Here is a 14,135-nt window from a genome sequence, read left to right as displayed (position 1 = left end):
TGTGTTATAGGATTAAAAATAATCCCCTTAATCTGTGTAATCTCTCGTTAAAAAGTTACTTTTGTAGCGAGAAATAGTAGAAAGCAAAAACGAATATGGCACAAGGTTCCCGTCAAATACAATCTCAGGCGCAACAGCAAGTACAGACGCTCTCGCCCCAGCAGATTCTGGTCGTGAAATTGTTGGAACTTCCCGCAGTGGAGCTGGAAGACCGTATCCATGCCGAACTGCTTGAAAATCCGGCACTTGAAGAAGGCAAAGAAGAAAGTGCATCCGATGAATATGCCGACACCGACAGTGTGGAAGACGGCATGGAGAATGATGCTAACGACTATGATTCTTTAAGTGACTATCTCACCGAAGACGATATTCCCGATTATAAACTGCAGGAGAATAACCGCTCGAAAGACGATCAGGCGGAAAATATTCCATTCTCCGACACCACCTCTTTTTATGAAATCCTGAAAGAGCAACTTCGTGAACGGAATTTGACAGAACACCAATGCGAACTGGTGGAATACCTGATCGGTTCGTTGGATGATGACGGGTTGCTCCGCAAATCACTGGAAAGCATCTGTGACGAACTGGCTATTTATGCCGGCATAGAATCGACAGAGGAAGAACTCGAAGAGGCATTGCTCATCTTGCAGGACTTTGATCCGGCAGGTATCGGTGCCCGCAGTCTTCAGGAATGTCTGCTGATACAGATTTGCCGGAAGAAAGACGAAGAAAAAACGTCCGGTTCTATACTCGACCTCGAAGAACGTGTGATTCGTGACTGCTATGAAGAATTCACACGTAAGCACTGGGAAAAGATAATAAAGAAACTGGATATTGACGAAGAGACATTCAAAGAGGTTATCAGTGAAATTACCAAATTGAATCCGCGTCCGGGTGCTTCGTTGGGAGAAGCTATCGGCAGGAACCTTCAGCAGATTGTTCCCGATTTCATCGTAGAAACATATGATGACGGAACGATTAATATAAGCCTCAATAACCGCAATGTCCCCGAACTCCGCATGAGCCGGGACTTTACGGAAATGGTGGAAGAACATACCAGAAATAAGGCCAACCAGTCTAAAGAATCTAAGGAAGCGATGATGTTCCTGAAACAGAAAATGGACGCGGCACAAGGATTCATCGATGCCATCAAACAGCGTCAGAACACATTGATGACTACTATGCAGGCAATCGTTGACTTGCAACGCCCTTTCTTCCTCGAAGGAGACGAATCGCTGTTGAAACCGATGATTCTCAAAGATGTGGCCGAACGTACGGGACTGGATATATCGACTATCTCCCGTGTCAGCAACAGTAAATATGTGCAGACGAATTTCGGAATCTATCAGCTTAAATTCTTTTTTGTCGACGGATATACAACGGAAGACGGAGAAGAAATGTCTGTCCGCGAGATTCGCAAGATTCTGAAAGAATGTATCGACAGCGAAGACAAGAAGAAACCGCTGACCGATGATGAACTGGCAGACATTCTGAAAGAAAAAGGATATCCTATTGCCCGCCGGACGGTAGCGAAATATCGCCAACAGTTGAATATTCCCGTGGCACGGCTAAGGAAATAATGACCGGTCGGGGGCTAAGAGATATATAATTTGTAATTAGTAATCAGTAATTAAAAGAAGAGTGGACAGAGAAAGAGAGCATATCATAGCGGATAAGACAATGTTGCAAGTGGCGCGAGTCACTTCGATGGTGTTTACCCCATTTTCTATCCCGTTTTTATCATTCCTGGTGTTATTCCTGTTTTCTTATCTTCGTATCATGCCGATGCAGTATAAGTTGATAGTGTTGGGAATAGTCTACTGTTTCACCATACTGACACCCACCATTACGATTTTCCTGTTTCGCAAGATCAATGGATTTGACCGTCAGGAGCTGGGCGAACGTAAGAAACGCTATATACCTATTCTATTGACCATCATCTCATATGTGTTCTGTTGGCTGATGATGCGCAAACTGAATATCCCCTGGTATATGACAGGCATCATTCTTACCTCTTTGGTCGTGTCCGTCATCTGTATCGGAGTAAATCTGAAATGGAAACTGAGCGAACATATGGCCGGTATGGGTGGCGTGATTGGCGGACTGGTATCTTTCAGCGCGTTGTTCGGTTATAATCCGGTAGTGTGGCTATGCCTGTTCATATTGATAGCCGGCATACTCGGCTCTGCGCGGATTATCCTGGGGCATCATACGCTGGGTGAGGTGCTTTCCGGTTTTGCAGTCGGACTGATATGTGCCCTTTTGGTGCTTCATCCGGTGATGAACCTGTTATTTCGAGTATTTTTATTTTAAAACAGTATAAATCCTAAAAACTAATTATTATGAACTTTCCACAGAATTTGAAGTACACAAGCGAACACGAATGGATTCGCATTGAAGGAGACATTGCTTATGTTGGTATCACAGACTATGCTCAGGAACAACTGGGTGATATTGTGTTCGTAGACATACCCACTGTTGGTGAAACGTTGGAAGCCGGTGAGACATTCGGAACCATCGAAGTAGTGAAAACCATTTCCGACCTTTTCCTGCCGGTAGCCGGTGAAGTGATGGAACAAAATGAAGCACTGGAAGAAAATCCGGAGCTGGTGAACAAAGATCCTTATGGCGAGGGCTGGCTGATTAAAATGAAACCGGCAGACCTGAAAGCTGTTGAAGACCTTTTGGACGCTGAGGCTTATAAAGCTGTGGTAAACGGATAATTCGTACCGCACTTTAAATTGTAAATAGTAAATTGTAAAATAGTAAATCAAAATGACTCCAATTGTAAGTATCATCATGGGCAGTACGTCCGACCTTCCTGTCATGGAGAAGGCTGCACAACTGCTGAATGATATGCATGTACCGTTCGAAATGAACGCGCTTTCTGCTCACCGCACGCCTGAGGCTGTGGAGGAGTTTGCCAAGAATGCCCGCAACCGTGGCATTAAAGTGATTATCGCTGCTGCCGGAATGGCTGCCGCCCTTCCCGGTGTAATAGCGGCCAACACTACACTTCCTGTTATCGGAGTGCCCGTAAAAGGCTCCGTGCTCGATGGCGTAGATGCTCTTTACTCTATCATCCAGATGCCTCCGGGCATTCCTGTTGCTACCGTTGCCATAAACGGAGCGATGAATGCGGCTATCTTGGCCATCCAGATGCTTGCATTGAGTGACGAGAAGCTGGCGGAAGCTTTTGCAGCTTACAAGGAAGGACTGAAAAAGAAAATCGTAAAAGCAAACGAAGAACTGAAAGAAGTCAAGTTTGAATATAAAACGAACTAATGGATCTATTCAATTATTTTCGAAGAGAAACCACAGAAGTGAATATTGGGGCTGTACCGTTGGGCGGCCCCAATTCTATTCGTATCCAGTCGATGACAAATACGTCTACGCAGGATACGCAGGCTTGTGTGGAACAGGCAAAGCGTATTGTTGACGCAGGTGGCGAATATGTCCGTCTGACAACGCAAGGCATCAGGGAAGCGGAAAACCTGATGAATATCAACATCGGTTTGCGCAGTCAGGGATATATGGTTCCGTTGGTTGCCGACGTGCATTTCAATCCGAAGGTTGCCGATGTGGCGGCTCAATATGCGGAGAAGGTGCGTATCAATCCGGGGAATTATGTAGATGCTGCGCGTACTTTTAAGAAACTGGAATATACAGACGAGGAGTACGCTCAGGAGATACGTAAGATTCACGACCGGTTTGTTCCTTTCCTGAATATCTGCAAGGAGAACCACACGGCTATCCGTATCGGAGTGAACCACGGGTCTCTGTCCGACCGCATCATGTCTCGCTATGGTGATACGCCTGCGGGGATGGTGGAATCCTGCATGGAATTTCTCCGTATCTGTGTTGAAGAGAACTTCACCGACGTGGTGATTTCCATCAAAGCGTCCAATACGGTCGTGATGGTGAAAACCGTCCGTCTGTTGGTGGATGTAATGGAAAAAGAAGGCATGGCTTTCCCACTGCATCTCGGAGTGACGGAAGCCGGAGACGGAGAAGACGGACGTATCAAGTCTGCTCTCGGCATCGGTGCGTTGTTGAGTGACGGATTGGGGGATACCATCCGTGTATCTTTGAGCGAAGCGCCCGAAGCGGAAATCCCCGTAGCCCGCAAACTGGTGGATTACATTCTGTTGAGGCAGAACCATCCCTATATCCCGGGACTGGAAGCACCTGATTTCAATTACCTGTCGCCTGAACGCCGGAAGACGCAGGCTGTCCGCAATATTGGTGGAGAACACGTGCCTGTGGTCATTGCCGACCGTATGGATGGAAAGACGGAAGTCAATCCTCAATTCACTCCGGATTATATCTATGCCGGACGTGCTCTGCCCGAACAACGCGAAGCAGGCGTGGAATATATCCTCGATGCAGACGTATGGCAAGGGGAAGCCGGCACCTGGCCTGCTTATAACCATGCGCAATTACCGCTGATGGGCGGATGTAACGCAGAACTCAAATTCCTGTTTATGCCTTATATGGCACAGACGGACGAAGTAATTGCCTGCCTGAAGCAACATCCTGAAGTAGTGGTCGTTTCCCAAAGCAATCACCCGAACCGTTTGGGCGAACACCGTGCATTGGTGCATCAACTGGCAACGGAAGGTTTGCAAAACCCGGTTGTTTTCTTCCAACATTATGCAGAAGATAATGCAGAGGATTTGCAGATAAAATCTGCCGCCGATATGGGCGCATTGATTTTTGACGGACTTTGCGATGGTATATTCCTGTTCAATCAAGGTAATCTAAGCCATGCGGTAGTCGACGCCACTGCTTTCGGAATCCTGCAAGCCGGACGCACCCGTACTTCCAAAACAGAATATATCTCTTGTCCCGGTTGTGGTCGTACGCTTTACGATTTGGAGAAGACAATTGCCCGTATCAAGGCAGCTACCTCACACCTGACAGGACTGAAAATCGGTATCATGGGCTGTATCGTGAATGGTCCCGGTGAAATGGCGGACGCAGACTACGGTTATGTCGGTGCCGGACGGGGTAAAATCAGTCTTTATAAAGGCAAGGTATGCGTAGAAAAGAATATTCCTGAAGAAGAAGCAGTGGAAAGATTGCTAGAGTTTATACGGAATGACAGGGAAGAAAATTCTTAGTCATATGTAAAACCTCATAATCAGTTGTTTCCTTTCAGCAACGGCAGTTACTGTAACCGCTGTTGCTGAAAGGAATGGTTTTATATGAGAATACTTCGCATACCTTCTCTTTTTCGCTAATAACGTGTAACTGCTCTCCTATAAGAAAAAATAAAATCATTTCTCATATTCTCATAGAAAAGTATATTCGCTTGATTACTAGCTTTATGTATTATGAGAATAAAATTGTTTACATGCATTTCTCATGATTTATAGCTATAAAATGCTTTTAAAGAAGGTGTTTCTCATACTTTATTTCGCATTTCTCATGCTGCATATTATGCTTGTCTTTGTATCGAGAAACTAATATGTAGAAGGCAATATAACCATAGTTTGTATGTTAAGTCGGTAGATAAGATATCTTTCACAACAGACATTATTGTGTTTTCCTGCCTTCATCCGTATTATTCCACTCCAGTGAACAGACCGTTGCACTCTAGTGGATAGATATGTGCACTCTAGTGCATGAATCTGTTCACTAGAGTGCAACGATAGAGATGTCTTATTGAAAATCTATTGATTGTAGTAGTATAATCTTTGATTATCAGTTGGTTATGGTGAAGATGAACGGTGGCTTTGCTGTAGTTTATTAAGTGTTGATGATTAGACTATGAGAATACTATTTTTGATGTATGAGAAATGCATTGATTTAAGCATGTTTTTTTGATAAAACCATGAGAAATACATGTAAATAATTTTATTCTCATAATATATGATGCTAGTAATCAAGCGAATATACTTTTCTATGAGAATATGAGAAATGATTTTGCGAAATCGTTTTAGTAGCAGTGTGGATAATATAACAAAATCCGTTTTATTTATCAGAACGACATAGGGAATAATTGATGCGATGGAAAAAGTGAAAATAACTGCTGCAGATATTATTTATAAGTTTTGCAGTGTATATCTGCAACAGTATTTTAGTTTATCTATTGCCGAATGGTAATCTGAAACGTCTCTGTACATTCTTTCAATGCTTGTTCATGATTGACCGTACTTTCTACACAAATGATTCTTCCATAGCTTGAGTCCTGCCAATGCACGATGTGTTCTTTTACTGTTTCTGCCAAATCCAGTAATTGCAGGCTGTTTTCCAGTTCGGTAGATTCTGTACCTATGATATGCAATCGTATCTGTACATTTCCATTCTGTACACCACCGCATGGAGCTTTCCAGGCAATAGGTAGAAATTCAATGTATATGGCAGGTCTTTTATTTGATATGTCACTTGCCTCGTTCAAGATCTCCGGTTTCCATAATCCGAAATCTTTGAAAACACACTCTTGGATATTTTCATTGGTGATTTCTCGTAAGCGGCTCACCATTGCCTGATAAAGTTCTTTTTTCATGATTCAAGAAATTAATGATAATATGGATACTAAATAATATCTGCAAATTAGGGTATTTATGTGTGGATAGAAAAATAAGTGTGAAGTGCCTGCATAGTTCTATGTAACTGTTGCATTATAATTTGCCGATTGCCAAGGGTGACCCTTATGTTTGCATCCGTATTTGAATTAATAACATAAATGTATGTAATGATGAATGAAGAAACAACTACAATGAAACAGAAAGCAGAACTTCGAGCTTCCGGACTTCTGCTGGATATGGGAATCTCTATCCCTGTTCGTCCTTTACGTTTCATGACAAAGCGAAAGCGGTGTGGGATTACCATGCGTACCCCCGCACTAGGTGGACTTATCCGGATTTCCCGTAAGTATTTGCGTCTGGGGGTGTCGGTCGATGAAATGCGGGAATATACGTTTGACCAGAACATGGAGTTTGTTGCTGAGCGTGGCAAGGAAATCAGTGAATTGGTGGCCTGCGCCATCGTCAGCGGTTATATCACAGGGCGAGTGTTTAATAAAGTAGTAGCTTGGTGGTTGCGTTGGCGTGTGCATCCGGCCTATTTGCAGGAAGCCATGTTGCAGCTATTGCTTTTGTTGGACATAAAGTCTTTCTCGACTACTATCAAATCGGCGCAGATGATGAATGTGATGACTCGCCGTTTGAGCCATGGAACAACAGGGAGTTAAAGGGACATACGGAAGGCCCTCATAGCCCGTTCGGATTGATTTGGCAGATAGCTTCTGCTACAGGTTGGACGCCTCACTATATTATGTGGAATATCTCATATCCCATGTTACTGCTAATGGCGGCAGATGCACCAAGGTATGTGGATGCGAAAGAGGCACAGAAAAAAGCACGTAGGAATTACCGCAAAGGTAAGCAGGCGCTTGACTTTTTTCAGACCAGATTATCAAAAGATGAATAAATATAAACCTAAAATAGAATCATATGACTAGAGGATTGAGAAATAATAATCCGGGTAACATTCGTCATGATGGTACACGGTGGCAGGGAGAAATAATTCCCTCAACGGATTTTGCATTCAAACAGTTCAAAACGATGGCATATGGCTATAGAGCCATGTTGAAGTTACTACGTAATTATTCGTTGTTGCATCATTGCTATACTATCCGTACGATGGTGAGCCGATGGGCTCCACCTTCGGAGAACGATACGAAAGGCTATATTACTACTGTCGCGAAGATAGCGGGCATCGACCCCGACCGGCGGATTGATGTTTATGATCGTCATCTCATGTGTTCGCTGGCCGGAGCAATGAGTCGGGTGGAGAATGGAGTACCGGCTGTTATGGCTGATGTTGAAGCCGGTTGGGATTTACTTTAACGGATAGGGAACGATGGATATGTTCATGCAAATATTGGCTATGCTATTCCCGGCCGGAATAGGCTCAATCGTCACTTGGATGTTTAGCCGTAATCTCTATCGTGCTAAAAAAAAGAAGGAAGTACATGATATTTATCAGGTGATGTACAATGATGTATGTACAACTTTAACTCATATCAAAGATGAAAATAGAAAATTATATCAGATTGTGGAGCGGTTTGAGAAAGCGGTACTCAAAGCTACGGATTGTTGCTATTGGGATGATTGTCCTATGCGGCATGAGTTGCAGGAGTCAGCAGAACTTGCAAGTACAGTCAGATTATCAGGGCGACAGTCTTTGGTCAAGAAAAAGGGTGGAACTGGCACTCATGCCCGTGCCGCCAAGTCGGGCAAAACTCAAATTGATAATGCCACAGATTGAATCTCTTTCGGTTGGAGCCGGATATATGTACCAGAGTGATCGTGCCACAATAAACATCACTAAAGCAGAGGGGGATACCTTGTATCTGACAGCTACTTGTGACAGTTTACAACGGGAGTATTTACGGTTGGAAGAGGAGTTGCTCCGGTTTCGTGATTCTTCCACGCACCAGTCGGTTTCTCTTATGACAAGAGTACCGACCGGATGGCAGTCATTTTGGATATACTTTGGAAAATGCTCAGCAATTGTTTTTTCTTTTGTCTTGATAGTAAAAGTAAAGAAAAATAACAGTTTGTTTTGTTGAATGAGATCGAAAAAGGAAGTTCTGTGTAAATGAATTATATTCATAACGCAGAACTTCCTTTTTTGCTAGACATCGTAATCCGGGAATTTAGTGATTGCGTTGAGGTAGTTATAGAATGTTTTCTCTGAGATATGATAGATTGGGTATATATACCGTCTAAGAATTTCTCTGTTGGATAAACCTGACCGTGAGTACTTGTCATAAATTCGATTTACGTCTTTTACTCTCTCCTCGTAGCTTTTGCCTTTCATTTCGTTTTTCATAATCTAATTTTTTGAGGTTTCTATTCTTTTATTTCAATTCCTTGTCTTTGGTGTTATAAAGATATGGAAAAATAATTATATTATAATAGAAAAAATGAGACTTGTGCAATGCTTACATACATTTATGCAAGCGTTATACTGTTATTTGTTTTCCACTTCTCATCCCTGTATGTTTGCACTGTCGTTTTTATTAATAACTAAAAAATAGATTTATTATGGCACAAATTAATGACGGTCTGACTTTTGGGTTGGACCAGTTTAAATTCAACAATCAAGTATTAGGTTACATTAGTGAGGAAGGTTTGGCTTGGGGAGGTGACAAACCCGAGAAGGTGAAGATTAATGCTGCTCAGGTGAAATCCGGACCGGTGAAGGTCATTACCAAGAACAACGGCACTAATGTGATTACGTTTAAGCTTATTCAGCTTGACGGTCCTCATTGCGAAGCGGTGATGGGTGGAAAGACAGAAGCTAATGGTACGTACACACCGCCTGTTGCAGTAACATTGGAAGGTCCTGCCGAAATCGTTTGCAGTAGTGGACATACTATTCGTATCAGTAAAGGTAGTCTGTCTGCCAAACTTTCCGGTAATATCAATGGTAGCGAGGTTCTGGCTATCGAATGTGAACTGGAGATAATGGCTGCTGCTGACGGTGGGGCCGGCTATACTATCTGTCCGCCCGCAAGCTCTCCTGTAAATGCTTGATTGAAGAATTGAGTGATTACTTATTTTATTAATTAAAAACAAATTAAAATTATGGCACAAGTAAATGATGGTCTTACATATGGATTAGACCAGTTTAAGTTTGGTGAAAAAGTATTGGGTTACATTAGTGAAGAAGGTCTGGCGTGGGGCGGAGATAAACCTGAAAAGGTGAAAATCAATGCCGCTCAGGTGAAAGGTGGTCCGGTGAAAGTGATTACCAAAAACAATGGTACGAACGTGATTACTTTCAAGCTTATCCAGCTTGACGGTGCGCATTGCAAGGATGTGATGGGAGGTACTGTTGCTGCTGACGGTACATATACTCCACCGGCAACGGTAGAAGATTTGGTTGGCGTTGCGGACATCAAATGTGCAAGCGGTCATACTATCCGTGTCTTCAATGGTAGCCTTTCCGCTAAGCTTTCCGGTAATATCAATGGTAGCGAGGTGCTGGCTATCGAGTGCGAATTGGAAGTGCTGGCCCCTGCTGACGGTGGTGCCGGTTACGCCATTTATCCGCCGGCAGTAACTCCTGCATAAGGATTGGTTTTATAAGAAGACCGGAGCTGATATGTCAATCTCTTTAATCAGCTCCGGTCTTTTTTTTACTTGGAATCCTTCTCCGTATCCGGGAATCTTGTACTTGCGTTGAGACAATTGTAAAAAGTCTTCTCAGAGATACGATAGATAGGATAAATGAATTTTCTAAAAATCTCTCTGTTGGTCAAACCTTCTTTTGAGTGCTCGTCGTAAATTCGATTTACATCTATTACTCTCTTTTTATAACTGCTTCCTATAAATTCATACTTCATATATTTATTGAATAATGGTTAGTTCGCGTGTTGCCCCTACCTAATCCTTAATTACAAAAGTATGAATAAATAACTGAATTATCATCATAAAGCTAAAAATAATTGTTATGGAAATGCATATTTTAGCTTCATAGAATGTGCACGAGCAGAAGGTCTAAACTCGATGTTTCGATATGCTATTATCGACAGTGAAATAGCAATAACTGTCAAGACGAGTTTGGTGTATAAATCTATTTTCATCATAATTGGTAATTTGTTTAAGGTGATTCAATAATAGTCTCGTTGTTCTCTTACGCCAAATTTTAATGAGGGAAAATCCTATTCTACAGGAAATTAACTAATTTCCTGTATTGCTTTTCCTAAAAATATAGATAAGAATAATAGTGATGTTTTTTATCTATTGATTTTTTTTGAATATAAGGAATTATTTCTGAATCTTTCTTTATCTTTGTACTATCTATAACAAAACAATTTATTAACTAAAATAGCAACCAATATGAAAAACTATTTATTCTTGGCGATGGCTGTTGTCGCAATGATGTTTTCTTCTTGTAAAAACGACGATGATGAAAATAAGAACTTAAATCAGACGGTTTGGATAAACGGGTATGAACTTGGTTTTCATCAGGGAGATAAAGTGCTCGCTTCTATTACCTTTCTTTTCTTTCCGGAAAATTCAGGAAAAGAATATGTGACGGGTAATAATAAAGTATCTGTTGAATCTGAATATGCTTATGGTTGCCTTCAAGAGGAGGAAACTTATAAGATGTTACAGGAAAACAATCAAATGAAGCTTGATGATGGTACAATCGTTAATGCAATTTATAAGTTTAAAACTTCCATTATTTCGGGCAAGACTTTAGAAGTGGATGTTCCTGTTGGTCGTTATTTCGTGGTAGCGTATGACGATGCTTCTGAAGCTAAATATAGAAATAAGTATACATGTAAATACTATGATGTCTATAGTCGTTATAATCCCATAACATTGACAGTTGTGATGCCTGGTGATTTGACTCAGTGTGGATGTATTCCTTGGCTGAATTGGGAAGATAATCCTTATGAATTTTAAAGTAGTATAAAATGAAGATTATCTCTATTTATTTAAAAGTATTATTCCTATTTATCGGATTGTTTTTTAATTCAGGAATAGTAACGGCGCAACTTAATATAATAAAGGTTGGGGAACAAACAGAGAAAAAGGATAGTATTATTCCTTATGATAGCTTGACTAATATAACAAAAAGTAATTTTAAAAGTCAAATAGGGCAAACATGGTACTATTATGGGACAAAAAAGGATCGTGAAAAAGGAATAGGAGACGATTTCTATACTAAAATTAGGAAAAAGAAGGATACGGATTATTTTGAAGAAGTTTATAATTCTGTTTATAAAGAGGTTATGAAGAGAGGATATAAAGGTACTGATTTGGACTCCGTAGCTAATAGATATTATTATGTTAATAGAATATTAGAGAGTGAAAAGTCGTTATTCGATGATGAAGTACAGATTTATATTTTTGAACTTATAATGAAAGATGCTCCTTATGAGAAATTATACTATCGTTATAGGAAGGGAAATCCTCTTTCATTTATTAATGTTGGCTATTTTGAGAAACTGAAAGAAAGATATATTGGGAAATCATTGTATGTTTTTCAAACTTATTCAACTTTTAGGAATTTAAAAACAGATGAAAAAGTTGTTGTTCCTAAAGGTACTAAATTTGTTTGTAAGGATATTGCTATCAGAGAAGATTGGCTTCCGTTTATTGTATTGCTAGAACATCCTGTTTATAAAGAATTGTATGAAGTTGTAAATGATAAGGAAATTGATGATATCTATGGTCTTGAGACTGAACAACAGTATCAGACTCGACTTAAAAAAGAAGCTGTACTTGTTCGTAAGTATGGGCGAACTAATGCAGATTTGATTATTAAAAATCAGATACGCATAGGGTGGACTAAAGCTATGTGTCTTGAGGCTTGGGGAGAACCGGAATCAGTTAATGTAACTAAGGGTAGCTATGGTAATCATGAACAATGGGTATATCATCAAGGTAGCAGCTATTTATATTTCGAAAATGGGATTTTGAGAACGATTCAAGATTATTAGAATATGGTTTCTTATATTTAGATAAGAAAGAAGTAAATATCTATCGCAGAGATTAACAGGTGGGGTATTGCCGCCAGAACGCCCTTAAAAAAGAATTGGTAACACTATTGCTAAAAAGCAGATTATTTGTTTCATGGCTGAGGGTTTGTTTACCTTTGTTTAATAACAACAAAACAATTTATTAACTAAAAAATAACCAATATGAAAAACTATTTATTTTTGGCGATAGCTGTTATCGCAATTGCTTTTTCCTCTTGTAAGAATGATGATGACAAAGATGCATTGTCTGGCACAACTTGGGTATGTAATGAGGACGTTTCGGGTTTCGGCGAATGCTCTCGTACTATACAATTTCATACGAATGGAGAATGCTCGGTGGAATTGGTAGAAAAACTGCATGGAGAAGATGAAAGTCGTTTTACGGCTAATGGAAAATATGAGTATGCTGCTCCATCTGTTTCAATAACTTGGTTCGATGGATATAAAGAGAATGGAACAATTGAAGGTACTAAAATGACTTTAGTTGATGAAGATGGATATTCTGAGATTTTTGTAAAGCAGTAAACCTATCAGTAATGAATAGCAAGTGTGAGTTTTTTATAGCAAAACTGGTATTGTTCATGCTATTGTTTGTTTTTAATAATGTAGCAATAGCACAAATATCGAAGATAAAAACGATTCAGGAAGAGACTCCTGAACAAGAAGTTGTTGCTCCTTATGATAGTTTAAAGAATATTTGTTGGGAGAACTTTCGTAGTCAGGTGGGACAGACTTTGTATTTGAATGATGATGCTGATTATAAAAAAACAGGGGTGTATTTAGGTATTACTACAATGCCTAAGTTTGAGTATTTTGCATTAGTACTTAAGAATAAGAATATGAGGTATTTGCCTGACTCTATAGTGTATAAGTTTACGGTGGGAGAAGGGCAATGTGGCTCAGCTTATGAATCTGTTGTAGGTAAATACTATTATGTGAACCGTCTGATTGAAGATCCAAAGAATAGTCCTAAGAAATCCGGTTTAAATTATTCTTATGAACTTATCATGAAAGATGCTCCTTATGATACTGTATATTATGATTTTAGTTCTTTAGTTAAGTTTTTCGAAACTTTTATTAATACTGGATATATCGAAAAACTGAAACAGAAATATGTTGGTAAGGACCTAATCATTAATAAAGATGATGCCAGTTTGCCCAAAATTGGTACAGGGAAATATGAGGATATTCCTAAGGGGACGCATCTAAAGTGTACAGACATAAGTATTGAGGATGGGAATCGGTATTACATTTTGCTGTTATTACATCACGATAAGTATGGTGACTTTTATGTAAATCTTACTCTTGAAATAGGATTAGAAGAATTGGATACTCCTGAAATGTATAAAGTTCGCTTACAAAAGGAAGCAACTTTGGCTCGAAAATATGGTAAGGTTAATGCAGATCTCATAATAAGGAATCAAGTACGTACCGGATGGAGCAAGGCTATGTGTCGTGAATCTTGGGGTGCTCCAAAATCAGTAAATGTAATGTCTGGTGCGGATGGAACAACAGAACAATGGGTATACTCCTCAAGTTGTTATTTATACTTTAAGAATGGAGTTCTGACTACTATTCAATACTAGTTGATAAATTATTCTTTATTGATAATAAGTCTGTAACG

At 40.2% G+C, this 14,135-nt stretch carries 17 protein-coding genes; 15 read left to right on the top strand and 2 right to left on the bottom strand.

The features are described from left to right. Positions 1–95: 95 nt before the first annotated feature. The 5 genes from rpoN to ACGHVY_RS21120 all read left to right on the top strand — a co-directional run bounded on the left by rpoN (position 96) and on the right by ACGHVY_RS21120 (position 5,123). Positions 96–1,580 carry an RNA polymerase factor sigma-54 gene (rpoN, locus tag ACGHVY_RS21140; RefSeq protein ID WP_308745150.1) on the top strand — a complete coding sequence of 495 codons (1,485 nt, stop codon included), beginning with the start codon at positions 96–98 and terminating at the stop codon, positions 1,578–1,580. 61 nt (positions 1,581–1,641) lie between these two features. After that, entirely contained in the window at positions 1,642–2,313 is a 672-nt protein-coding gene (locus ACGHVY_RS21135) for a phosphatase PAP2 family protein (protein ID WP_308745151.1), read from the top strand. 29 nt (positions 2,314–2,342) lie between these two features. Further along, complete coding sequence (gene gcvH, locus ACGHVY_RS21130; RefSeq protein WP_175631482.1) at positions 2,343–2,723, top strand: glycine cleavage system protein GcvH; 381 nt, start codon at positions 2,343–2,345, stop codon at positions 2,721–2,723. A gap of 52 nt (positions 2,724–2,775) precedes the next feature. Then, positions 2,776–3,285 carry a 5-(carboxyamino)imidazole ribonucleotide mutase gene (gene purE / locus ACGHVY_RS21125; RefSeq protein ID WP_004296231.1) on the top strand — a complete coding sequence of 170 codons (510 nt, stop codon included), beginning with the start codon at positions 2,776–2,778 and terminating at the stop codon, positions 3,283–3,285. Then, a complete protein-coding gene (locus tag ACGHVY_RS21120) occupies positions 3,285–5,123 on the top strand; it encodes a 4-hydroxy-3-methylbut-2-en-1-yl diphosphate synthase (protein ID WP_308745152.1) in 1,839 nt (612 codons plus the stop codon). Before purE ends, ACGHVY_RS21120 begins: the two co-directional genes overlap by 1 nt. A gap of 968 nt (positions 5,124–6,091) precedes the next feature. Here ACGHVY_RS21120 and ACGHVY_RS21115 read toward each other — a convergent pair. Then, positions 6,092–6,511: a hypothetical protein gene (locus tag ACGHVY_RS21115; protein ID WP_390601385.1), complete on the bottom strand. Its 420-nt coding sequence runs from the start codon at positions 6,509–6,511 to the stop codon at positions 6,092–6,094. Positions 6,512–6,724: 213 nt separating this feature from the next. On the opposite strand from ACGHVY_RS21115, the gene ACGHVY_RS21110 reads away from it, so the two are divergent. The 4 genes from ACGHVY_RS21110 to ACGHVY_RS21095 all read left to right on the top strand — a co-directional run bounded on the left by ACGHVY_RS21110 (position 6,725) and on the right by ACGHVY_RS21095 (position 8,581). Further along, entirely contained in the window at positions 6,725–7,198 is a 474-nt protein-coding gene (locus ACGHVY_RS21110) for a hypothetical protein (protein ID WP_390601383.1), read from the top strand. Positions 7,199–7,460: 262 nt separating this feature from the next. Beyond that, complete coding sequence (locus ACGHVY_RS21105) at positions 7,461–7,856, top strand: structural protein P5 (RefSeq protein WP_175631486.1); 396 nt, start codon at positions 7,461–7,463, stop codon at positions 7,854–7,856. Positions 7,857–7,875: 19 nt separating this feature from the next. Further along, positions 7,876–8,277 (top strand): hypothetical protein, encoded by a 402-nt coding sequence (locus tag ACGHVY_RS21100; protein ID WP_390601380.1) that lies wholly within the window; start codon positions 7,876–7,878, stop codon positions 8,275–8,277. Beyond that, positions 8,264–8,581, top strand: a complete 318-nt coding sequence (locus tag ACGHVY_RS21095) for a hypothetical protein (RefSeq protein ID WP_390601377.1) — start codon at positions 8,264–8,266, stop codon at positions 8,579–8,581. The genes ACGHVY_RS21100 and ACGHVY_RS21095 overlap by 14 nt, the downstream gene beginning before the upstream one ends. A gap of 65 nt (positions 8,582–8,646) precedes the next feature. Here ACGHVY_RS21095 and ACGHVY_RS21090 read toward each other — a convergent pair whose 3' ends face one another. Then, entirely contained in the window at positions 8,647–8,844 is a 198-nt protein-coding gene (locus tag ACGHVY_RS21090) for a hypothetical protein (protein WP_254871839.1), read from the bottom strand. 215 nt (positions 8,845–9,059) lie between these two features. On the opposite strand from ACGHVY_RS21090, the gene ACGHVY_RS21085 reads away from it, so the two are divergent. From ACGHVY_RS21085 to ACGHVY_RS21060, 6 genes are all read left to right on the top strand, one after another. Beyond that, the gene (locus ACGHVY_RS21085) at positions 9,060–9,551 is read left to right on the top strand and encodes a hypothetical protein (RefSeq protein WP_390601374.1); all 492 of its coding nucleotides are present in this window, start codon (positions 9,060–9,062) and stop codon (positions 9,549–9,551) included. 51 nt (positions 9,552–9,602) lie between these two features. Beyond that, on the top strand, positions 9,603–10,091 hold the full coding sequence (locus ACGHVY_RS21080) for a hypothetical protein (protein WP_195663321.1): 489 nt from the start codon (positions 9,603–9,605) through the stop codon (positions 10,089–10,091). 768 nt (positions 10,092–10,859) lie between these two features. Beyond that, complete coding sequence (locus ACGHVY_RS21075; RefSeq protein WP_390601371.1) at positions 10,860–11,432, top strand: hypothetical protein; 573 nt, start codon at positions 10,860–10,862, stop codon at positions 11,430–11,432. Between the two features lie 11 nt (positions 11,433–11,443). Next, the gene (locus ACGHVY_RS21070) at positions 11,444–12,472 is read left to right on the top strand and encodes a hypothetical protein (RefSeq protein WP_390601368.1); all 1,029 of its coding nucleotides are present in this window, start codon (positions 11,444–11,446) and stop codon (positions 12,470–12,472) included. A 201-nt stretch (positions 12,473–12,673) separates the two neighbouring features. Next, positions 12,674–13,036, top strand: a complete 363-nt coding sequence (locus ACGHVY_RS21065; protein ID WP_390601365.1) for a hypothetical protein — start codon at positions 12,674–12,676, stop codon at positions 13,034–13,036. Between the two features lie 11 nt (positions 13,037–13,047). After that, positions 13,048–14,097, top strand: a complete 1,050-nt coding sequence (locus ACGHVY_RS21060; RefSeq protein ID WP_390601363.1) for a hypothetical protein — start codon at positions 13,048–13,050, stop codon at positions 14,095–14,097. The last annotated feature ends 38 nt before the right edge of the window (positions 14,098–14,135 follow it).

The sequence above is a fragment of the Bacteroides sp. f07 genome (assembly GCF_042854785.1).
In the GTDB taxonomy this organism is placed as follows: domain Bacteria; phylum Bacteroidota; class Bacteroidia; order Bacteroidales; family Bacteroidaceae; genus Bacteroides.
Note: the sequence above shows the minus strand (reverse complement) of the source record. Positions and strands in the feature narration are given on the sequence as shown.